We start from the raw sequence: 20,998 nt of genomic DNA on the forward strand, positions 1-20,998 counted from the left end.
CATGAAAATCAGAAGCATTATCATAGGCTCGCTTGCAGTTCTGTCGCTGACAGGCTGCAAGAGCCTCTACGGAAAATATGAGCGTCCGGACGTGAAGACGGCGGGGCTGTTCCGCGACAGCGTGTCGTTGACCGACACGCTTGCCGTCCGCGACACGTCGAGCTTTGCCAATCTGCCTTGGCGTGAGGTGTTCACCGACCCGCAGCTGCAAGTGCTTATCCGGAAAGCGCTGGACAATAATACCAACCTGCTGAACGCCGCCCTCAACGTGGACATTGCCGAAGCACAGCTTAAAGCCGCCAGGCTGGCCTTTCTGCCTCAGTTCGCCTTCACCCCGCAGGGAACCATTACGCGGTTCAACAGCGCCACGACCAAGTCGTACACGCTGCCGGTGAATGCCAGCTGGAACGTATCGCTCTTTGGTGGCCTCACCGCCTCGAAACGCTCGGCACAGATGGCCCTGCTCCAAATAAAGGATTATCAGGTGAGTGTACAGACCTCGCTCGTGTCGAGCGTAGCCAACCTCTACTACTCACTGCTCATGCTCGACCGGCAGGTAGAGCTGGTGAACGACATGGAGAAGCTCACCAAGGACACGTGGGACATCATGCAGAAACGCTTTGATGCCAACGTGGGCTATCGCTCCACGTCGGTGCAGGCGGCCGAGTCCAACTACTATAGTGTGCTGACACAGAAGGCCGATCTCATGCGGCAGGTGCGTGAAGCAGAGAACTCTTTGAGTCTGCTTTTGACCGAACCGGCCCAGGCAATAGCCCGTGGAAAGCTGGCCGATCAGCGTCTGCCCGAGAGCTTCTCCACCGGCGTGGGCCTCCAGTTGCTGCGCAATCGGGCCGACGTGCACGCCAATGAGATGGCCCTGGCCCAGTGTTTCTATGCTGTGGAAAAGGCGCGCAGCAACTTCTATCCCAACATCACCATTTCGGGAACGGGCGGTTACAGCAACGGGTCGGGCATGGTGAATCCGGCCAAGCTGCTGCTCTCGGCAGTGGGTTCGCTCACGCAACCCATCTTTATGAACGGTCAGTTGACGGCCGCCCTGCGTGTGGCCAAGGATCAGTATCAGCAGGCTTACAACACCTGGCAGAACAGTATCTTGACCGCCGGCTCGGAGGTGAGCAACGCTCTTGTGCTCTACAACGCTTCGGCCGAGAAGAGCGCCATTGAGGCCAAACAGATAGCCGTGTTGAAAAAGAATGTAGACGATACCCGCGCCCTGATGGACAATGCCGGCAGCTCTTATCTGGAAGTCATCACGGCACAGAGCAACCTGCTCAACGTGCAGCTCTCACAGGTGCGCGACGACTTCTCCAAGATGCAGGCAGTAGTGAATCTCTACCAGGCCCTGGGCGGAGGATCGAAGTAGCATTTCGTATTTCATAATTCAAAATTCACAATTCGTTATGGCAAGTGAAATTAGTGAAAAGGCCGTGATCTCTCCGAAGGCCAAGATCGGAAACGGCTGCAAGATATTCCCTTTTGTCTATATTGAGGACGAAGTGGAGATTGGCGACAACTGCATTATCTTCCCGTTCGTGAGCATTCTTAACGGTACGAAGATGGGCAATGACAACAAAGTGCACCAGGGTACCGTGCTTGGCGCGCTGCCGCAAGACTTTGCCTTTGTCGGTGAGCGCACGGAACTGATTATCGGTGACAACAACATCATTCGTGAAAATGTGGTCATCAACCGTGCCACCCACGCCGGAGGGCAGACCGTGATAGGCAACGACAACTTCCTGATGGAGGGTGCACACATCAGCCATGACACCAAAGTTGGCGACCGCAACGTCTTCGGCTATGGCACAAAGATAGCCGGAGACTGCGAGATTGGCAATGGCATTATCTTCTCTTCGTCGGTCATCGAGAATGCTTGCACGCGTGTGGGCGACCTGGCTATGATTCAGGCGGGCACCACTTTCTCCAAGGATGTGCCGCCTTATATCATTGCCGGCGGCACGCCTGTGGGCTATGCCGGCCCCAACAACACCATGATGGATGTGGTTCATGTGGATGCCAAGGTGCAAAAACACGTGGCCAATGCCTACCGTCTGGTGTTCCACGGGCAGAATAGCGTGTTTGACGCCGTGCTTCAAGTGAACGAACAGGTGCCCGACGGCCCGGAGATTCGCAACATCGTGAACTTTATCAATGCCACCAAGAAAGGCATTATCGGTAAAATGTAGTTTCATACCTATACATTTTTACATTGTATGAGGGGGAGGGCTGACCGTGAGGTCGGCCCTCCCTGTTGGTATGAGGCAGGGTGTTGAGGCGTGGCTGGAGCCGGAAGCGGCGGCGGGGCGTGGATGGGCTGGCCGTTTGCAGACGGGCAAACGATGCCGGGCTTAGAAGCTGTAAGTGGCCGATACGAAGAATTCGTGCGTGAACCGTCGGGTCGGCATGTCGCTCTTCAGCTGCATATCGTCGAAGAAAACATGGCGTCGGCCGGTATAGGGGTCTTGATTGGAGAGGGTGTAGCCGATGGCAAAAAGGCCAAGCCCGGTGCCCAGCATGACGGACGACCTGACGCGCCAGGCTGTCGTCTGCCCGTCTCGGTTCCTTGCCCGTTGCGTCTCCTCCAGCAAATGCCGCCCGTCTTCGTATGTTCGGGCATAGATGAACGACTCGTTGGCGAGGAAGTTGACAAGCAGTCCCGGTTCGCATTGATAGAACAGATGCAGCCGCTCGCTTCGTCCAAAGCTGATGTCCGGGGTGCGCAACACGGGCCCCACGACAAGCTGAATCAGTTCCAGCTTGCTGTCGTCGTCTTTCAGATGGTAGGATATTCCCGACCGACTGCTCGCGTCGGTACTGGGTGTCACGTCGTCGAGCCAGTGCTGAAAGGAGAGACCGCCCGACACACCGACGTATGGACAGAAGAACCGTGCGTAGCTGCATTCCGTCCCGTAGGCGGGATCGGAGCCATAGGCAAAGAGCGAAGCGGAGATGGTGACGGCGTTGCGGCGGGTGCGGAAGTCACTGTCGGACTCCTGTGCATGGGCTCCGCCGGCAAGCAGGACAAGCGAGACCGCGAAGAGAAAACCTTTCATGGGATGTTGATTTTTGTGTTGTGGCATTGCCGTACAGGCTTTCAGTACAGCCCTTGGGGGAATTTACGACGGGCTATTCTTCGACAATGGTGCAACCGGGCTGCAGCTGCCGATAACGGAAACACTGCTTGTGGTGGTCGTTGATGAGGCCGATGGCCTGAAGATGACTGTAGATAATGGTGGAGCCCACGAACTTGAAGCCACGCCGTTTCAGGTCATTGGCCACGCGGTCGGACAGGTCGTTGCGGGTCGTCCATTCGTTCTGATGGCTGGGATAAATGAGCGAACGCCCCTGGGTGAAACTCCAGATGTAACGGTCGAAAGAGCCAAACTCGTCGGCTACCTGCCGGAAAGCCCGTGCGTTGGCCATCATGGCCTCAATCTTGCGGCGCGAGCGAATCATCCCTTCGGTTTGCAAAATACGCTCCACGTCGGTCTCGTCGAACCGGGCCACGGCCGCCGCATCGAACCCGGCAAAGCACCGACGGAACACCTCGCGCCGCTCCAGCATCATCTGCCACGAGAGCCCGCACGACATGGCTTCCATCAGAAGGAACATGAAATGCGTGCGTTCGTCGTGCACGGGCGTGCCCCATTCCGTGTCGTGGTAGTGTTCCGAGAGGGCGTTGTGCCGACACCAGCTGCACTTCACCGGATATTGCAGATGGCGCATGGCGTGTCCTCCCCAGGCGTTTTCTCCCTTGAGTCGGAAGCCGATACGGCGGTAGAGCTCCTCGGCCTTGGGGTTTCCCTGGTCCACGAGCAAGCCCACGGGCTGCCTGTCGCCGTGGCGATCGATGGCGGCACGCAGCAAGCGCGTGGCGATGCCCTGATGACGGAAGTCCGTGTGCACGGCCAGCGAGTCGATATAGAACTCGCCCGCCTGGGTCTCGTCGGCCATCCCGCGGAGGTCGCGCCCCAAAAACCGGTCGGCGGCTTGGTAGAACGCTTCGCGCAGCCGGTGCAGTTCCCTGCCGTCGTAGCCCACGCAGATTCCTGCCAGCCGGCCTCGGCCGGTCACGGCAACGAGCGTATTGCGGTAAGAATACTGGCTGTCTTCGCGTTCCACAAGGTGGGTCAGCATCTGGTGGAAGTCGTCCAGCGTGCGGTTGGGGCCGGCGAAGTGTCGGCAACAGTCGTGGTTCATGGCCAGCATGATGAGTGCAGCTATCTCGGCAGCCTGTTCTTGGCGGGCAGGTTGTATGTTGATTTTGGGCATTGGTGATGGTGTTGGGAGGGTGAATGATAAGGATGCGGATGCTGAAAAAGGGGCCGAAGCGGTTACTCCTGCCGGATGACAGCTTGGGCCAGTGGTTGCATCCGTTGATAATAAGCCCGTTCGTCGGCCTCGCTCACGGGCTCGTAGTCGGCCAGGATGCGACTGATGCGGTCCACGTCGGCCGGGATGGGCTGCTGGGCTTTCTGCCGGGCGGCCATGCTCTTGCGTATCTCGAAAGCAGCCCGCTTGGGTTCCGGGTGTTGCAGCAGCAGGGCCAGGCGGTAGCGGTTGCCCATGTTGTAGGCCTCTCGGGGCTGTCGGGCGATGGCTTGGCAGAGCAGGGCCACCTTGATGCGCGGCTCGTCGACCAGCCCGGCCAGCTCTGCATAGAGATAGCTGTCGTCGTAACGCTGCAACAGCCGCTTGTAGAGCGCAATGGCCTGAGCTTTCAACTTCACCCGTGTATAGAGCTGGGCCAGGTGTCGCAGGTTGTCCTTGTTGCTGGGATTCATCTGCAGAGCCTTGCGAAAGAACGGCATCACAGCCTTGATGTAAGTGTCGCTGCGGTCGCCGATGCCCGCCATCAGGCGGTTGGTAATGCGCTGGCCCAGCGACGGCACCACGCGTCCGTCGTGCCGCATGCCGCTCCAGTCGCTGTCGGCCAGCCGCATGGCGTGGGGCACGAAATAGGCCAGGTTGAAGCCGGCAATCACCTTGTCGAGGGCCAGTGCATGGTGAATGATGGTCTTGTTGGCCGTAAGGTCATTGTCGGTCATCTGTCCGTAGGCCTGCGTCATGCGGTAGAGCAGCCGCCGCGCATCGTCGGTGCGGCCCGCCCGCATGGCTTGCTCGAACAGTTTGCTGTCGTTCCAGAATGCAGTTGTCTCCATAGGCGTGTCCTCAATAGGAAGCCGTGCAGGGTATGCCGGCGGCCGTCACGCGGCCGCAGATGCGGTCGAGTTCTTCGCGGCTGGCCTTGCGCAGCTGCCGGTCGGGCGTTTCGCGGTCGATGGTATAAATCATCACACGCTCGGGCCCAATGCTTTTCACAGCTTCCAGCCACGGCAACACATAGCGGTCGGCCGTGTTGTCGGTGCCGTCTCCTTTCATGAACATGGTCTGGATGATGACGTGCCCGCGAAACCATTTCATGTCTTCGATGACGCGTTCCACGCTGTACGAGGGCTGCGTGGGCCGGTCCACCTTGCGGATATAGTCGGCATCCACGGTGTCCAGTTTCAGAATATTGTTGTCCACTTTCATCAGCGCCTCGCGCACTTTGGGCCGTCCGATGAACGTGGAATTGCTCAGCACGCTGATCTTGGCTTCGGTACACCACAGGTCGCGCAGCCTGACGGTGTCGTCGATGATCTCGGCAAAGTGAGGGTTGGCGGTGGGTTCTCCGTTGCCCGCAAAGGTCAGCACGTCGGGCTGCCGGCCCGCCTCGTGCATGCGGATGAGCTGTTGTTCCAAGGCCTTGGCCACCTCTTCGCGGCCGGGGTAGGGCGAGTGGGTGCGGTGATCGCCGTTGAAACCACACTCGCAATACAGGCAGTCGAAGGTGCAAATCTTGCCGTCTGCCGGCATCAGGTTGATGCCAAGGCTCAAGCCCAGACGGCGACTGTGCACGGGGCCATAGATGGGACTGGGATAGATAATGGTACTCATGTCTCGTGAACTTGGAACGACGGGCAAAGATACAGAATATTTAGGAAACCCGTGGACAACCTGCTGATTATTTGGTTAATGCACGTTAAAGGCTCGTTTTATTCTTATTAAATTGCTACTTTTGTGCCAAATTTGCATGGTTATCGCCAATTCGGAAATGGGAAAGAAACGCAAAACGGCCGGCAGACGCTCGGGCTTGCAGGCCGTCACTCTTTGTATCAGCACGGCTTTGGTGCTTATTTTGTTGGGGTTGATTGTATTCTCGACGCTCGCCGGACGCAATTTGTCATCCTATGTCAAGGAGAATCTCGTGGTCACCATGATGTTGGAGCAGGATATGGCCGACACCGAGGCGCAGACCATGTGCCGCAGCCTGGCCGCGCGCCCCTATATCAAGGACATCCATTTCATCAGCAAGCATGCCGCTCTGGCCGAAGCCACCAAGGTGATGGGTACCAATCCGGCCGAGTTTACCGATGGCGTGAACCCCTTTCCCTCGTCGATAGAGCTCACGTTGCAGAGCGATTACGCCAACAATGACTCGTTGAAATGGATCTCGCAAGAGCTGAAAAAATACCCCAAGGTCTCCGAAATCAACTATCAAAAAGACTTGGTCGATGCCGTGAACCGCAACTTGGCCAAGATAGGCATTGCCATGCTGGTGCTGGCAGTGCTGCTTACTTTTGTCTCGTTCTCGCTCATCAACAACACCGTTCGCCTGGGCATCTATGCCCGTCGGTTCTCCATTCACACCATGAAACTGGTGGGCGCCTCATGGGGATTCATCCGTCGGCCTTTCATTCGCAGGGCTGTCGTGACGGGGCTGCTGGCCGCCGTGCTGGCCAATCTGGTGCTGGCCGGCTGTGTCTATGCCCTGTATTGCTACGAGCCCGAGATACTCACGGTGGTCACTTGGCGCGAGATGGCCGTCACCGGAGCCGCTGTGGTGCTGCTGGGCATCCTCATCACGGCCCTGTGTGCAGGCATTTCCGTCAACCGTTTTCTCAAGATGAAGGCCGGCGAGCTCTATAAGATTTAGAGGCCGCCGCGCCGCACGCGTCGTTCGCATCCTATTACATTTTACGATTATACTTCAATGGACAGAAGAAACTTAGCATTGGGCCGCACCAACTTCATCCTGTTGGCCATCGGCTTTGCAATTGTAGTCATCGGGTTTGTCCTGATGAGTGGTGGGGGCTCTACCGAGCAGGCGTTCGACCCCGAAGTTTTCAGCGCACGGCGCATCAAGGTGGCTCCTGTGGTCTGCTTCGTGGGGTTTGTCTCCATGATCTATGCCGTGATTCACAAGCCAAAGGACAGTGACGCCGCCGCGCCGCTGCAGAATGAGGCCCCTGCCGACGAGTTGCATCAGGAACAAAAGTAAGCCCGCAGCCCATGGATTTGTTACAGACGATTATTATCGCCATTGTCGAGGGGCTCACCGAGTTCCTGCCGGTGTCGTCCACCGGCCACATGATTATCACGCAAAACCTGCTGGGCGTGCAGACGGGCGACCCATTTGTCCACGCCTTCACGTTCATCATTCAGTTTGGAGCCATCCTTTCGGTGGTGTGCCTCTACTGGAGGCACTTCTTCCAGATGCGCAACCGCGAGGAACTGGCCGCCAAGGCCCGCTTCTACAAGCTGCTCATCGTGGGTGTGCTGCCGGCTGTGGTCGTCGGTCTGGCCGCCAAGAAGAGCGGCTTGCTCGACTGGCTGCTCGACTCCGTGCACGTGGTGGCCGTCACGCTGGTGCTTGGCGGCGTGTTCATGCTCTTCTGCGACCGCATCTTCAACAAGGGCAGCGAGCGCAACGAGGTGACTCCACGCCGTGCGTTTCTCATTGGCTGCTTCCAGTGTCTGTCGGTCATCCCCGGCGTAAGCCGCAGCATGTCCACCATCGTGGGCGGCATGCAGCAGAAGCTCACCCGCAGGAACGCGGCCGAATTTTCCTTTTTTCTTGCCGTGCCCACCATGGCCGGCGCCACGCTGCTCGACCTTCTCGACATGTTCGGAGAGGACACAGCCTGGGCCACCCCGCACAACATCACGATGCTGGCAGTGGGTTGCGTGGTGGCGTTTGTCGTGGCCATGCTGGCCATGAAGTGGTTCGTGGGCTTCATCGGCAAGTACGGATTCAAGGCTTTCGGCTGGTACCGTATCATCGTGGGCGGCGTCATCCTGGCCATGCTGCTGGCCGGCCAGTCGCTGGTCATGGTGGACTAACAGGCTGACGGAGAGCAAGATGGATTTCGTTCAGGGAGAGATTATCGCCATCGACAAGCCCTTTCGCATGTCGAGTTTCAGGGCTTTGGCCCATGTGCGCTACCTGCTCTCACGCAAGCTGGGCCGCAAGGTCAAGGTGGGCCATGCCGGCACGCTCGACCCGCTGGCCACGGGCGTGCTGATTCTCTGCACCGGAAAGTGCACCAAGCAGATAGAACGGCTGCAGGCCCACACCAAGGAGTACACGGCAACCCTGCAGCTCGGCGCCACGACCGACAGCTACGACCGCGAGCACAGCGTGAACCACACCTATCCCTGGCGCCACATCACACGCGAGATGGTGCTCGACACGCTCGCCCGTTTCGAGGGCGACGTGGAGCAGGTGCCGCCCACCTACAGCGCCTGCAAGGTGGACGGCCGCCGGGCCTACCACCTGCGCCGCTCGGGCGAGGCCGTGGAACTCAAGCCCAAGACCGTGCGCATCGACCGCGTGGAGCTCACTCGCTTCGACCCCGCCACGGCCCAAATGTCCATCCGCGTGGTCTGCGGCAAGGGCACATACATCCGTGCCCTGGCCCGCGACATCGGCCGCGCACTGGGCAGCGGCGCCTTTCTCACCGAGCTGCGGCGCACCCGCGTGGGCGACTTCAGGGTGGACGACAGCATCGGTTTCGACCATTTCGAGCAGTGGCTGGAGGCGCAGCCGCTCCAAACCGCACAACCATAGCAATCCCGTTTCCGGGCCGCCGCGGGCTGCCGGAAAGACAGAAAAAAGACATATATGAAGTTATCACAATTCAAATTCAAGCTGCCCGAGAGCCAGGTGGCCCTCTATCCGCACAGCTTCGAGCGTGAGTTCACCAACGACGACGGCACCAAGGGCTCTTTCCGGGTGACGCGTCGCGACGAGGCGCGCCTCATGGTGCTCCACCGCACCACGGGCGAGATAGAGCTTTTCCACAAGGATGCCAAGGGCAATCCCGTGGAGGGGCAGTATCTTGACTTCCGCAACGTGCTCGATTATTTCGACGAAGGCGATACCTTTATACTCAACGACACCAAGGTGTTTCCCGCTCGCCTCTACGGCACCAAGGAGAAGACCGACGCCAAAATCGAGGTGTTCATCCTGCGCGAACTCAACGAAGAGACCCACCTCTGGGACGTGCTCGTGGAGCCGGCCCGCAAGATTCGCATCGGCAACAAGCTGTTTTTCGACGAGGTGGGCACGATGGTGGCCGAGGTGTACGACAACACCACGAGCCGCGGCCGCTCGCTCCGCTTTCTCTACGACTGCCCGCACGAGCAGTTCAAGCGCGACCTCTTCGCCTTGGGCGAGGCTCCGCTGCCTGCCTATATCCTCAACGGCCGCCCCGAAGACCCCAAGATGAGCGGCATGCACGTGCGCTCCCACGCCACGGCCGAGGACATGGAGAACTTCCAGTGCGTCTTCGCCCGCAACGAGGGAGCCGTCACAGCCCCGGCCACGGGCCTGCACTTCAGCCGCGAACTGCTCAAGCGCATGGAGATAAAAGGCATCAATGCCGCTTTCATCACACTGCATTGCGGCCTCGGAAACTTCACGCCCATTGAGGTGGAAGACCTGACGAAGCACAAGATGGACTCCGAGCAGATGATGATTGGCCGGGAGGCTTGCGACCTGGTGAACCGCACCAAGCGCGCCGGCCGCCACGTATGCGCCGTGGGAACGAGCGTGGTCAAGGCCACCGAGACGGCCGTGGGCACCGACGGACTGCTCAAGGAGTATGACGGATGGACCAGCAAATTCATCTTCCCGCCCTACGATTTTGGGCTGGCCGACACGATGATCGCCAACTTCTACCACCCCGAATCCACGCTCATGATGTCGACGGCGGCCTTCGGCGGCTACGACAACGTGATGCGTTGCTACGACCTTGCCGTGAAGCACGGCTACATGTTCGGCTGCTTCGGCGACAGTCTGCTCATCGTGGACTGATGGGTTTGCACCGCGTCTACTTCAGTCTCGGCACCAATATGGGCGACCGGGAAGCCAACATTGCCAACGCCTTGTCACTGCTCGCCCGCGAGGTGGGGGCCGTGACAAGGCGTTCGTCGCTGTACGAGACCGAGCCGTGGGGCTTCGCCTCATCGCATTTGTTCATCAATGCCTGCGCCCTTTGCGAGACGGCGCTCTCGCCGCGCCGCGTGCTGCAGGCCACGCAGCAGATAGAGCGCCGGCTGGGACGGCGCGAGAAATCGGTGGGCGGGGTCTATCACGACCGCATCATCGACATCGACATCCTGCTCTACGACCGCCTCCATCTCTTGGAGCCCGGCCTCCAGATTCCCCATCCCCACATGCGCGAGCGCGATTTTGTGATGCAGCCCCTGCGCGAAATTCTGGGCGACTACCCGCTCTGATTCCCGCCTCCGCGACTCTGCCGCAGCACGTGCACCGCCGCCGGCTCTTGCGTCGGCGGTGTAGCCGCGTTGCGTTTGCGGCGTGGCGGCCTTGCGATTGCGGCGTTTTCGCGCTGCGTTTGCGGTGTGGTCGCATGGCGTTTGCACCGCCATCGCGCAGCGTCTGCCGCCCACGGTGCGGCCGTTGCCTTGCCGGCCCTGCGGCGGCCCCTGCCCTCTGAAAACAAGAAACCCCGGTTGTCGCACGATGGACAGCCGGGGTTTTTGTCTTGATGAAAGGGGCGGGCCGCCTCCAAGAGGAGCCCGTGCCGCGAAGAGGAACTACTTGCGCAGGCCCAATGCCTTGATGATGGCACGGTAACGGCTGATGTCGCGATCCTTCAGATAGTTGAGCAGGGCGCGGCGCTTGCCTACCAGACGCGTCAGCGAGCGGGTGGTCACGAAGTCCTTGTGGTTGGCCTTCACGTGCTCGGTCAGGTGTGCAATGCGATAGGTGAACAGTGCAATCTGGCTCTCTGCAGAGCCCGTGTCGGTGTTTGCCTTGCCATACTGGCCGAAGATTTCCTCTTTCTTCTCTTTGTCTAAGTACATGTTGTTGTAATGATTAATGTTGTTGCATCATCACATCTCTCTGCCGCCGTCCGCCTTAATCACAACGGTAGGGCGACATCGAATGCGTCGGTGTTTCCGAAAATGCGGTGCAAAGTTACTAAAAAGATTTGGCCCGGCAGCCTTTTCTCCAATCTTTTTTTGTAATTTTGCACGCAATTACAGACATCAGAAGATTAGCTAATTAAGGTAAAGGCAATGCAAGACATTCGTAACATCGCAGTTATTGCGCACGTTGACCACGGAAAGACGACACTGGTTGACAAGATGATGCTCGCCGGCAAACTGTTCCGTGACGGCCAGGATAACAGCGGCGAGGTGCTCGACTCCAATGATTTGGAGCGCGAGCGGGGGATAACCATCCTCTCCAAGAACGTATCTATCAACTGGAAAGACGTTAAAATCAATATTCTCGACACGCCCGGCCACTCCGATTTCGGCGGCGAAGTGGAGCGTGTGCTCAATATGGCCGATGGCTGTCTGCTGCTGGTCGACGCCTTTGAAGGCCCTATGCCGCAGACGCGCTTCGTGCTTCAGAAGGCCTTGCAGATAGGATTGAAGCCCATTGTGGTGGTGAACAAGGTGGACAAACCCAACTGCCGGCCCGAGCAGGTGTACGAAATGGTGTTCGATTTGATGTGCGACCTGAACGCCACCGAGGACCAACTCGACTTCCCCGTGGTGTACGGCTCGGCCAAAAATGGCTGGATGAGCGAGGACTTCAGGGTTCAGACCGACAACATCGACTACCTGCTCGACCGCATCATCGAGGATATTCCCGGCCCGAAACACATCGAGGGCACGCCCCAGATGCTCATCACCTCGCTTGATTACAGCAACTATACCGGCCGCATTGCCGTGGGACGGGTGCACCGTGGCGAGCTGCGCGACGGCATGAATATCACCATTTGCCACCGCGACGGCAGCAAGGAGAAGACCAAAATCAAGGAGCTACACACCTTTGAAGGTATCGGACACAAGCGCACCGACGCCGTGGCGAGCGGCGACATCTGTGCCGTGGTGGGTCTGGAACGGTTTGAAATAGGCGATACCATCGCCGACTTCGAGAACCCCGAGCCCCTGCCCCCCATCGCCGTGGACGAGCCAACGATGAGCATGCTCTTCACCATCAACGACTCTCCGTTCTTTGGCAAGGAGGGCAAGTTCTGCACTTCGCGCCAGATTGGAGACCGGCTGAAGAGCGAACTCGAGAAGAACCTGGCCCTGCGTGTGGCCAACGTGGAGGATTCCACCGACAAATGGATTGTGAGCGGACGCGGCGTGTTGCACCTTTCGGTGCTCATCGAGACCATGCGCCGCGAGGGATTCGAGCTGCAGGTGGGCCAGCCGCAGGTGATCTACAAGGAAATTGACGGCGTGAAGTGCGAGCCCATCGAGGAGCTCGACATCAATGTGCCGCAGGATTATTCCAGCAAAATGGTGGACATGGTGACGCGCCGCAAGGGCGAGCTCACGGGCATGGACACCGAGGGTGACCGGGTGAACATCACGTTCGACATCCCCTCGCGCGGCATCATCGGCCTGCGCACCAACGTGCTCACGGCTAGCCAGGGCGAGGCTATCATGGCCCACCGCTACAAGGAGTACCAGCCCTACAAGGGAGAAATAGTGCGACGCACCAACGGTTCGATGATTGCGTTGGAGAATGGCACGGCCTACGCCTACTCAATAGACAAGTTGCAGGAGCGCGGCAAGTTCTTCATCGACCCGGGCGAAGAGGTCTACGGCGGCGAGGTCATCGGCGAGCACGTGCACGACAACGACCTGGTGGTGAACGTCACCAAGGCCAAGCAGCTCACCAACGTGCGTGCCTCGGGCTCGGACGAGAAGGCCCGCGTGATTCCCAAGACCGTGATGAGCCTGGAGGAATGCCTGGAATATATCAAGGAAGACGAGTATGTGGAGGTGACTCCCAAGAGCATGCGCATGCGCAAGGTGGTGCTCGACCATCTGGAGCGCAAGCGGCAGAACAAAGAATAAACTGCCCGTTGCCCGCCCGCCGGGGTGCGGGCGGCAGACAGTGAAGACGGAATCCTCCGAAAGAACGCTACCCGCGTCTTTCGGAGGATTCTGTTTTCGGCCAGTCGGCAGGCTTCATGCCGAACTGTTTCTGGAAGCATTTGGAGAAGTAGGAGGCGCTGTTGAATCCCACCATGAAGCACACTTCGTTGACGCGATAGCGGTTCTCGCCCAGCAGTTGGGCGGCCCGCCGCAACCGCACCACCTGGATAAGCTCGTTGGGGGTGGCGTCGGTGAGGCTCTTGATTTTGGCAAACAGGCCCGAGCGGCTGATGTTCAGCCGCTCGGCCAGAAACGGCACACAGAGGCCGGGATTGGTCATATTGTCCTCGATGAGTGCGTTCACGCGGTTGAGAAAGTCGTTGTCGACCGGTGTCTTGGCCATGTGCGAGATGGGTTCCGAGGGGGTGTTGGCAAACTTGCGCATGAGTCTGCGCCGCATTTCGATGAGGTTGCCGATGCAGGCCTCCAGATATTTGGTGGAGAACGGCTTCTCGATATAGGCGTCGGCTCCGCAGTGCATGCTCTCGGTCTTGCTCTCGTTGTCGGTCTTGGCCGTGAGCATGATGAAAGCGATATGGCTGGTTTCGCGGTTGGCACGCACGTGGCGGCAGAACTCCGCCCCGTCCATGCGCGGCATCATCCAGTCGCTCACGATGAGCGTTACCTGGTGGTTCGTGAGCAGTTCCAGCGCGGCCTGTCCGTCCTCGGCGGTGAGCACTTGGTAGGTGTGGGCGAAAGTGGCTACCAGAAAGTGGCGCATGTCTTCGTCGTCTTCCACGATGAGCACCGTGGGCCGGTCGTCCGACGGGGGCGGAGGAGTGGGCAGGGAGGTGGTGTCGGCAGGGGCGGGTGCCGGGGTGTCGGCCACGGCCGCGAGTGGTTGCGGCTCTTCGCCAATCACGTCGTCGGGCTGGCTGATGGGCAGCGTCACGGTGAACGTGGAGCCCTGCCCGGGCGTGGACGCCACCGAGACGTGGCCGTGGTGCAGCTGTGCCAGCTCTTTCACGATGCTCAGGCCGATGCCTGTGCCCGGTTTGTTGTCGTGGGCTTGATAGAAAGCCTCGAACACGCGGGCCTGGTCTTGGGGTGCAATGCCCATGCCGTCGTCGCTCACGCTGATGGAGAAAGCCGGCCGGCCGTCGGCCTGGCAGCCGTCGGGCCGGCAGTTCAGCTCCACGCGGGAGCGTGTGTACTTCAGGGCATTGTTCATTAGATTGCTAATGATCTTGGTGACGGCTTCGCGGTCGACAACGGCTGTAAAGTCGTCGGGCGGATAGATGGCCGTGAGTTTGACGCCCCGTTGCTCCATCGAGGGATTGAAGCGCACCGCCACACCCTGCATGATGCTGCGTATATTCTCCGGCTGGGGCCGCAGCTGCATGGACTGTCGCTGCACTTTGTTGAAGTCGAGCAGCTGGTTCACCAGGTCGAGCAGCCGCCGCGCATTGCGGTCGATGACCTGCAGCGTGTGCCCCGTGTGGTCGTTGCCCGCGTTGCGGCTCATGTCCTGCCACTCCTCCTTGAGCCGTTCCAGGGGGCCGATGATAAGGGTGATGGGGGTGCGTATCTCGTGGGCAATCATGGTGAAGAAGTGCAGCCGTGCGTCGCGAATCTTCATTTCGTTTTTCTCGCGCAGCCGGTTCAGTTCGTCCTGATGCCGTCGTTCCGATCGCCGCAGCCGCCAGTAGAGGTAACGGTTGATGAGGGCCCCGATGAGGAGCAGGTAGAGAATGCGGGCGGGCCACGACCAGTAGAAGGGTGGGTGCACCACCACGCGCAGTCGCGCCTCACGGCTGCACCACACGCCATCGTTGTTGGTTGCCCTCACGCGGAAAGTGTAAGAGCCGGCCGGCAGGTTGGTGTAGGTGGCATGATGGCGGCCGCCCGCATAGAGCCAGTTGTCGTCGAAGCCCTCCAGTTTGTAGGCATATCGGTTCTTTTCGGGCGAGCAATAGCTGAGCGAGGAGAAGTCGAAGCCCACCATGTCGTCGGAGGCCGAGAGGTCGATGTGGTCTATTTGGCTGATGGGCTCGGGCAGCTTTTCGCTGCCTGTGCCCACGGGTTGGTTGAAAAGGCTGAGGCCTGTGATGAACACCGGCGGCGCAATGGTGTTGGTGTGAAGCTGTTCCGGGCGGAAAGCGCAGCAGCCGCGGGTGGAACCAAAGAGGATGCGCCCGTCTGCAAGACGCGTGCCCGAGTTGGCCTGGAACTGGCCTCCGGGCAGGCCGTCGTACTTGTTGAAGACGAGTGCGTCGGCTCCCGGCCGCCAGCGCACGATGCCGCCGGCCGTGGAGAGCCACAGGTCGTTGCCGTCGGGCACGATGCAACGGATGTTGGAGTGCGTGCCGTCGAGCCTAATCTGGCGGAATTTGCCCGTCTGGAGCTGGAGTGCGCAGAGCCCGTCGGCTGTGGCAATGAAGAGCTGGCGGCCAATGAGTCGCAGACAGTTGATGTCGGCCGAGAGGAGCGAAGAGGGCTCACGGGTGGGCAGATAGTGGTGCCACCGGCGGGTGGCGGGCCGGTAGCTCCACAGCCCGTTGCCCTGTGTGGCAAACCAGAGCGTACCGTTCCGGCGGTCTTCTTCGATGTCCATGGTCAAGGCTCCCAGGCTGCGCACGAGCCTGAAAGCATCGCTTTGCGCGTCGTATCGGTAGATGCCCTCCATGGTGGCAGCCCACAATTGGTGGCGCATATCCATGTGGAGGGCATAGCAGCTGCCCGGCGAGGCGGCGAGGCGGTAGGGTTTGAGCGTGCCGGTGCGTGTGTCCAGCCGGACGATGCCCTTGCTGTACGTGCCCACCCAGAGCTGGTCGCCGTCGGGCCATAGGGCGTGCACGTTGTAGCGCGAGAGCTGCTGCTCGCCGGGATAGCTTACAAAAGTGTTGCCCACCAGGCAGTTGAGTCCGCCGTCGTCGGTGGCCACCCATACGTGGTGACGGGCATCTTCGCGGAAGCGGCCCACGATGTTGCCGCGCAGCGAGCCCGGCATGCCGGTGTTGCGAAAGGTGAGAAAGCGGTGGGCCACGGGCGAGAGATAGTTCACGCCGCCGTAGAACGTGCCCCACCAGATGCCTCCCTCGGCATCGCGCATGATGGAATAGACAAACTTTTCCTGGGGCGTGGATTCGCGGTTGCTGGACAGTCGTTGCAACTCCCACTGCCCATTGCGGGGGTTGCAGGCCACAACACCCTCTTCGCAACCGATGAGCAGTCGGTCGGCCGACTGCTCGAACAGCGTGTGGACGTGGGTGCCTACCCCTGCGAGCGACGGGTTGAGAATCTGGCGCAGACTGCCGTTGGAGGAGAGTTGCCAGAGTCCCTGGTCCCAGGTTCCGATGTAGAGACCGCCGTCTGAGGCAGGGCGCAGGGCCATGCCCGGCAGTGAGGGGCCGGCATGCTTGCCGTCCATGGCTTTGTTTTCGACGTGGGGCAGACCGAGCTGCTGGGGTTCGAAGCGGTTGCGGGCCTTGTTCAGCCGAAGCAGGGTGCCGGCCCCGGGGTGGGTGGTGGTGCGCAGGAGGGCCCACACTTGGCGGTTGCCGTCTATGGCGATGTCGCCCGGTATGCCGCCCAACAGGCGGGCGGGGTAATGGCGGATGGCCCGTGTGTTCGCATCGTAACAGGCTATGCCAGCATCGGGCATCACCATCCAGATGTAGCGGTCGGCATCAATGGCAAAGCGAGTGACCGTTTGCCGGAGGGTGGGAGCAAGGGGAGTGAAGCGTTCTGTGCGGTAGCTGTACACCATCGGGCCCCGCACCGTGCCGACGAGGATGCCGTCGCCGAGGCGGCAAAGGGCAGAAATGTATTGGTCGGTTCCCGCATGGGGCAGACGGAAAGTCTGGATGGCGGTGCCGTCGTAGCGACAGAGTCCGGCATCGGTGCCCAGCCAGATAAAGCCGTATTTGTCCTGCAGGATGTTGCGCACGGCATCCGAGGGCAGACCGTCCTCCATGGACAGGTTGCGGCATTCGGTATGCAGTTCGGCACGAATGGTCAGGGCAAGGATAGCCAGGCAGGGCAAAAGCAGTCCCCGTAATCGTATTTTCATGGCATCGGGCATTGGCAAAAGTGATTTGACCATGCAAAAATACGAAAACGAGGACAACTGTGCAACGATTCCGCCGCTTTATTCAGGTTGAATGATGGCCGTGTGTCGATAATTCATCTTGAAAGGTCTTTCCTGTGAAAGATCTTTCTTCTGTTCTGACATCAAGGGAGATGCTGTGATGATAAATGTTGTGCCCGTAGGCCCTACGGGCGACTTTTGTCTTAATATGACCAACAAGTGCCCAGACTTAAATGCTTTCTGCGGCACGGCGTATACGGTTGCTTAAGTCGAAAAGTGATCCTCGGAGATGCTCTATCTCCTCTTCGTTGAAACCACCTGTACCACCATTGCCGTCGATTCCATTCAATTTGTGATAGAACCATGACGATGACTTGTGGAAATACTTGTTGGCAAAATCCATCCATGACACTGACAGATTGATGTCTGCCAAACGCTGCTTCATATCGCTAACTACTACCGGTTTTCTAATAATTGTTTCCATTTCTGTTTTCCTTTCCATTTTTGTAGCCCACTCCTTCCTTTGAGAGTAGGCGATGTTTTATAGTCAATAGGGTTGACGGAGCATGGAGTAGAACTTCTCTATAATGATTTCGAGCAATTTAGGATAACCGTTAGGATAGGAACGGTTGTAATTTCTCATCTGCTCAATCAGGTCTCTTTCTTCGGCAGTAACCCTCATTGTTTCCATTTCCTTGGTTTTATAATCTGTTGTTTTATTAAGACAAAGCAAAGATACTACATTATTTTGTATTATGTAGATTCTTACCATAATATTTCGAGACAGACAGTGTTTTTAACATTTCTTTTTTCTCTATGATATGGAAAGGAGTCTTTGCGATTGTAGTGACGGCCCCTTTGTTTTTATCTATACGGCCGGCCGGGTATCCGAGCACTACGGAGGATTTGGGGCAGGAAGCCAATCTCAAGATACCATTACAGGGAGCAGGGATATGTCGGTACAGGGATTTTCAACCGTACAGGTCGAACTAAGAAATAGGGCATGTCACAAAGAGTGACACGCCCTATAGCCTTTTATAGTATAGAATGTGAATTATATTCTATAGCTGATCCGAAATTATTTGATGACTTTTTTACCGTTCTGGATGTAAACCTGGCCCTTAACAGGATGCTTGATTTCCATACCTTGGAGGTTGTAGATCTTGCCAGTCTTGTCACTCTTGGCCTTGATGTCGTTGATGCCAGTGTAGGTCTTGGAATCCATTACGGTAACATTGAATACATATTGCTTTTCGTTAACCTCGAAGCAGAATGTTGTGGTAATGCTGAAAGTACCCTCGATGGTACTGTTGGAATAGGTGACGAAGCCCTTGTCTGTGTATGAGATTCCCAAGGCTCCATTGCCGCCAGCATCGTAATTGCCATCCATTCCGAAAGTGTAGCCACTTGAGAGAGAGACGTTGGTGTTGGTAAATATGCCGGAAAGAAGCTGAACCTTGAAATAACCGTTATCTTCATTTACCAAGTCCTCAACTGTTACGCCAAGAGCTGCGGCTGCCTTTGTCAAGTCAATGTTGATGGGTGTGTCGTCTTCGCCTATGGATGCCTTGTAGTTTTCTGTGCCTACGGTCTCGGCAGACTTGATTTCACTTACAAACTGGATGTTGAAATCAATCTTGATCATCTTGTAAGTGTCATCGTTTACAAGGTATAGACTTGCAGTGAAAGTGTCGCCTGCCTTGTTGACGTCCGGAACCTGATAAACTGCAAAGTCACCGGTCTTCAAGCCGTTTGCGTCACTCTGAAGCCAACAGATGCCTACAGGGCATTCGGCGTTTCCGCTCCAGTTGTGCCCTTGTCCTTCTTTGCCGAGCCATACGCCAGGGGTAGGACTGCAGGGATATACGGAAAAAGGAGCGTAGAGTTTGCCGTCTACTTTCAGGCTGTCTGCCAAGTCGCAGTACAATGTTGGGGACGATGTGCCGAGCAACTCCTCACACTCTGCGGTTGTGAGCGTGAAAGCGGTCTGGTTGTTATCTGCTATATAAGTATCACCTGCAATGACTTGCTTGGCCACTTTCTTGGTGGAGACAACCTCCCATGTGTCGTGAGTGGCTTGCTGCTTCTCTACGACATTGCACTTGAGCGTGATGGTGTAGTACTTGTCGCCAGCTACGTAATAAACCTTGGCTGTATAGCTGTTGCCTGCTTTCTGGTGTAAACCGGCAAAAAGCCCCACGCCGATAACGCTCGGATCGCCGGTTGTCTTGTATGTTACGAAGAAAGGACTGCTGTTGGCATCTTTCCATGTAGTTTTATAACTCTCTGCACTCATCCAATAGCCATAGGTACCGGCATCTGTACTGCCTGGGTAGAAAGAGTCTTCGTCCTTGGCCACCTTGAACTGGATAGAGGAATTGTCTGTGATGCCGAGGGCTGTCTTGATAGGCTCGAGGTCGATTTCCTTGTAAACGACACCGTAGTCGCCTGTGAACTGGTTGAACTCGAGTTCTATGTCAAGGTTTCCAGTGTTGGTGTAGTCTGAAATGTTGGAAACAGCAGCAGCCTCGCACTTGATGTTATAGTTCACAAGGTAGTACTTGTCACCATATAAAATATAAATAGGTGCAGTGAGGTCGTCGCCAGCTTTCAGTACGCCAGGATACTGGCCGATGTCGCAAGTGATGGAGTCACCGTCGAAAGCGAAGCTCTGAATGTATACTTTGTCATTGCTGCCGTAGGCGGCTGAACCTAAGATGGGAGATTCTTCGCCCTGCTTTTCCTCCCCCTGTGCATATATGGTCTGGCGATACCAGAAACCGGGGGCCGTTGCTGTGGATTTATTGGTCAACGTGTCATCGGCAATACCACTATTGTGAGTATCATATTCGATGGTATAAATCAACTTGGAGACATCCATGGTCTTGAACTTTTCCAAGTCTATACCTAACTTAGATGCAATTTCCGCAGCATCAATCTTTACCTTGGAGGCGGTATAGCCATCAATGTCTTTACGTTTTACCTCTATGGTTGTCTCACCCGTTTTGGTCATCTTCTCTGTGAACTCAGAGCGGAGAACAGTTGCCGGGTCTGGCACTGCTGCAGGTTCCAGAATCTTGTAGATAACATCGAATGTGGCAGTCTTGTTGCCGTAGGTCAATGCAAATGTGTTAGATAAGCTCTCGCCGCCTTTCAGCGAGTCAGGGAACTGGCACAATGCGATTTTGAAAGCATCCTCATTGGCATCCCAGTCTGATCCGACATGGTAAACGGCGCCAGCTCCCCATGCTTGTAGAGTTCCGTCCTTGCCAAGCCACAAACCGTTGAAGTTTCCGTTGTAACCGGATGCGTCTGTTGGTGCATAAGCATCAGCCACTTTTACTTGGAACATGGCATCACCTGATGCTGTCACCCCTTCGGCGGTGTTGGCTGCATACCATGTCTTCAAGGCATTGACCAATGTGGCTGTGTCGGTATTCAGGGTTTCTGCGACTTTTGTCAAGCTGAAATTGGCATAGACTTCGGTATAAGCCTTGTTGGGATACTGCTCTACAGTCTGGCTGTACTGCGCGTTTGCCGACAAGCCCAATAGACTTGCCACGGCCGTCAGCATGAATTGTCTGACATCTTGGGTAATAGTTTTCATCATGAAATATAAATATGTTAGTTATTAGTCGAGATTGAACTCATGCTGCAGAAGACTTGAGATCAACGTTTGTTATGATAGCCTTT

18 protein-coding genes are annotated in these 20,998 nt (G+C 57.4%); 9 read left to right on the top strand and 9 right to left on the bottom strand.

All coding sequences use genetic code 11. The annotated features are described in order from the left end of the window. Window position 1: 1 nt before the first annotated feature. A complete protein-coding gene (locus tag PREDE_RS12995; RefSeq protein ID WP_407635998.1) occupies window positions 2-1,384 on the top strand; it encodes an efflux transporter outer membrane subunit in 1,383 nt (460 codons plus the stop codon). A 37-nt stretch (window positions 1,385-1,421) separates the two neighbouring features. After that, window positions 1,422-2,204 (top strand): acyl-ACP--UDP-N-acetylglucosamine O-acyltransferase, encoded by a 783-nt coding sequence (gene lpxA / locus PREDE_RS13000; protein WP_005846013.1) that lies wholly within the window; start codon window positions 1,422-1,424, stop codon window positions 2,202-2,204. A 162-nt stretch (window positions 2,205-2,366) separates the two neighbouring features. Here lpxA and PREDE_RS13005 read toward each other — a convergent pair whose 3' ends face one another. From PREDE_RS13005 to PREDE_RS13020, 4 genes are all read right to left on the bottom strand, one after another. After that, a complete protein-coding gene (locus PREDE_RS13005) occupies window positions 2,367-3,071 on the bottom strand; it encodes a hypothetical protein (protein ID WP_005846014.1) in 705 nt (234 codons plus the stop codon). A 73-nt stretch (window positions 3,072-3,144) separates the two neighbouring features. Further along, a complete protein-coding gene (locus tag PREDE_RS14420) occupies window positions 3,145-4,290 on the bottom strand; it encodes a GNAT family N-acetyltransferase (RefSeq protein ID WP_005846015.1) in 1,146 nt (381 codons plus the stop codon). A gap of 62 nt (window positions 4,291-4,352) precedes the next feature. Next, window positions 4,353-5,180 carry a DUF7017 domain-containing protein gene (locus PREDE_RS13015; RefSeq protein WP_005846016.1) on the bottom strand — a complete coding sequence of 276 codons (828 nt, stop codon included), beginning with the start codon at window positions 5,178-5,180 and terminating at the stop codon, window positions 4,353-4,355. A 10-nt stretch (window positions 5,181-5,190) separates the two neighbouring features. Further along, the gene (locus tag PREDE_RS13020; protein WP_005846017.1) at window positions 5,191-5,958 is read right to left on the bottom strand and encodes a radical SAM protein; all 768 of its coding nucleotides are present in this window, start codon (window positions 5,956-5,958) and stop codon (window positions 5,191-5,193) included. Window positions 5,959-6,115: 157 nt separating this feature from the next. Between PREDE_RS13020 and PREDE_RS13025 the strand changes: the two genes are divergently transcribed. The 6 genes from PREDE_RS13025 to folK are packed head-to-tail and all read left to right on the top strand — an operon-like array spanning window position 6,116 to window position 10,584. Next, window positions 6,116-6,997 (top strand): cell division protein FtsX, encoded by an 882-nt coding sequence (locus PREDE_RS13025; RefSeq protein WP_027952024.1) that lies wholly within the window; start codon window positions 6,116-6,118, stop codon window positions 6,995-6,997. Window positions 6,998-7,054: 57 nt separating this feature from the next. Beyond that, window positions 7,055-7,342: a DUF3098 domain-containing protein gene (locus PREDE_RS13030; RefSeq protein WP_005846019.1), complete on the top strand. Its 288-nt coding sequence runs from the start codon at window positions 7,055-7,057 to the stop codon at window positions 7,340-7,342. An 11-nt stretch (window positions 7,343-7,353) separates the two neighbouring features. Further along, window positions 7,354-8,184, top strand: coding sequence for an undecaprenyl-diphosphate phosphatase (locus tag PREDE_RS13035; protein ID WP_005846021.1), 831 nt, complete (start codon window positions 7,354-7,356; stop codon window positions 8,182-8,184). Between the two features lie 19 nt (window positions 8,185-8,203). Further along, window positions 8,204-8,911 (top strand): tRNA pseudouridine(55) synthase TruB, encoded by a 708-nt coding sequence (truB, locus tag PREDE_RS13040; protein ID WP_005846022.1) that lies wholly within the window; start codon window positions 8,204-8,206, stop codon window positions 8,909-8,911. Window positions 8,912-8,965: 54 nt separating this feature from the next. Continuing rightward, on the top strand, window positions 8,966-10,159 hold the full coding sequence (queA, locus tag PREDE_RS13045; RefSeq protein ID WP_005846024.1) for a tRNA preQ1(34) S-adenosylmethionine ribosyltransferase-isomerase QueA: 1,194 nt from the start codon (window positions 8,966-8,968) through the stop codon (window positions 10,157-10,159). Then, window positions 10,159-10,584, top strand: a complete 426-nt coding sequence (gene folK / locus PREDE_RS13050) for a 2-amino-4-hydroxy-6-hydroxymethyldihydropteridine diphosphokinase (protein WP_005846026.1) — start codon at window positions 10,159-10,161, stop codon at window positions 10,582-10,584. The genes queA and folK overlap by 1 nt, the downstream gene beginning before the upstream one ends. Before the next feature lie 321 nt (window positions 10,585-10,905). Here the strand turns inward: folK and rpsO are convergent, their stop codons facing one another. Further along, the gene (rpsO, locus tag PREDE_RS13055; RefSeq protein ID WP_005846028.1) at window positions 10,906-11,175 is read right to left on the bottom strand and encodes a 30S ribosomal protein S15; all 270 of its coding nucleotides are present in this window, start codon (window positions 11,173-11,175) and stop codon (window positions 10,906-10,908) included. A gap of 216 nt (window positions 11,176-11,391) precedes the next feature. Between rpsO and typA the strand changes: the two genes are divergently transcribed. Further along, window positions 11,392-13,194 carry a translational GTPase TypA gene (gene typA, locus PREDE_RS13060; RefSeq protein ID WP_005846029.1) on the top strand — a complete coding sequence of 601 codons (1,803 nt, stop codon included), beginning with the start codon at window positions 11,392-11,394 and terminating at the stop codon, window positions 13,192-13,194. Window positions 13,195-13,261: 67 nt separating this feature from the next. Here the strand turns inward: typA and PREDE_RS13065 are convergent, their stop codons facing one another. The 4 genes from PREDE_RS13065 to PREDE_RS13080 form a co-directional block, all read right to left on the bottom strand. Then, window positions 13,262-17,287, bottom strand: coding sequence for a hybrid sensor histidine kinase/response regulator transcription factor (locus PREDE_RS13065; RefSeq protein ID WP_235777509.1), 4,026 nt, complete (start codon window positions 17,285-17,287; stop codon window positions 13,262-13,264). Window positions 17,288-17,534: 247 nt separating this feature from the next. After that, on the bottom strand, window positions 17,535-17,789 hold the full coding sequence (locus PREDE_RS13070; RefSeq protein ID WP_015310577.1) for a DUF5053 domain-containing protein: 255 nt from the start codon (window positions 17,787-17,789) through the stop codon (window positions 17,535-17,537). A 63-nt stretch (window positions 17,790-17,852) separates the two neighbouring features. Then, entirely contained in the window at window positions 17,853-17,996 is a 144-nt protein-coding gene (locus PREDE_RS13990) for a hypothetical protein (RefSeq protein WP_154648468.1), read from the bottom strand. Between the two features lie 387 nt (window positions 17,997-18,383). Next, window positions 18,384-20,915: a DUF4859 domain-containing protein gene (locus PREDE_RS13080; protein WP_005846038.1), complete on the bottom strand. Its 2,532-nt coding sequence runs from the start codon at window positions 20,913-20,915 to the stop codon at window positions 18,384-18,386. Window positions 20,916-20,998 lie beyond the last annotated feature (83 nt).

It is taken from the genome of Prevotella dentalis DSM 3688 (assembly GCF_000242335.1).
Lineage (GTDB): Bacteria > Bacteroidota > Bacteroidia > Bacteroidales > Bacteroidaceae > Prevotella > Prevotella seregens.

Bases quoted from the DNA above. Each gene is read 5' to 3' on its own strand.
- PREDE_RS12995 (WP_407635998.1), top strand. From the start codon at position 2: ATGAAAATCAGAAGCATTATCATAGGCTCGCTTGCAGTTCTGTCGCTG.
- lpxA (WP_005846013.1), top strand. From the start codon at position 1,422: ATGGCAAGTGAAATTAGTGAAAAGGCCGTGATCTCTCCGAAGGCCAAG.
- PREDE_RS13005 (WP_005846014.1), bottom strand. From the start codon at position 3,071: ATGAAAGGTTTTCTCTTCGCGGTCTCGCTTGTCCTGCTTGCCGGCGGA.
- PREDE_RS14420 (WP_005846015.1), bottom strand. From the start codon at position 4,290: ATGCCCAAAATCAACATACAACCTGCCCGCCAAGAACAGGCTGCCGAG.
- PREDE_RS13015 (WP_005846016.1), bottom strand. From the start codon at position 5,180: ATGGAGACAACTGCATTCTGGAACGACAGCAAACTGTTCGAGCAAGCC.
- PREDE_RS13020 (WP_005846017.1), bottom strand. From the start codon at position 5,958: ATGAGTACCATTATCTATCCCAGTCCCATCTATGGCCCCGTGCACAGT.
- PREDE_RS13025 (WP_027952024.1), top strand. From the start codon at position 6,116: ATGGGAAAGAAACGCAAAACGGCCGGCAGACGCTCGGGCTTGCAGGCC.
- PREDE_RS13030 (WP_005846019.1), top strand. From the start codon at position 7,055: ATGGACAGAAGAAACTTAGCATTGGGCCGCACCAACTTCATCCTGTTG.
- PREDE_RS13035 (WP_005846021.1), top strand. From the start codon at position 7,354: ATGGATTTGTTACAGACGATTATTATCGCCATTGTCGAGGGGCTCACC.
- truB (WP_005846022.1), top strand. From the start codon at position 8,204: ATGGATTTCGTTCAGGGAGAGATTATCGCCATCGACAAGCCCTTTCGC.
- queA (WP_005846024.1), top strand. From the start codon at position 8,966: ATGAAGTTATCACAATTCAAATTCAAGCTGCCCGAGAGCCAGGTGGCC.
- folK (WP_005846026.1), top strand. From the start codon at position 10,159: ATGGGTTTGCACCGCGTCTACTTCAGTCTCGGCACCAATATGGGCGAC.
- rpsO (WP_005846028.1), bottom strand. From the start codon at position 11,175: ATGTACTTAGACAAAGAGAAGAAAGAGGAAATCTTCGGCCAGTATGGC.
- typA (WP_005846029.1), top strand. From the start codon at position 11,392: ATGCAAGACATTCGTAACATCGCAGTTATTGCGCACGTTGACCACGGA.
- PREDE_RS13065 (WP_235777509.1), bottom strand. From the start codon at position 17,287: ATGAAAATACGATTACGGGGACTGCTTTTGCCCTGCCTGGCTATCCTT.
- PREDE_RS13070 (WP_015310577.1), bottom strand. From the start codon at position 17,789: ATGGAAACAATTATTAGAAAACCGGTAGTAGTTAGCGATATGAAGCAG.
- PREDE_RS13990 (WP_154648468.1), bottom strand. From the start codon at position 17,996: ATGGAAACAATGAGGGTTACTGCCGAAGAAAGAGACCTGATTGAGCAG.
- PREDE_RS13080 (WP_005846038.1), bottom strand. From the start codon at position 20,915: ATGATGAAAACTATTACCCAAGATGTCAGACAATTCATGCTGACGGCC.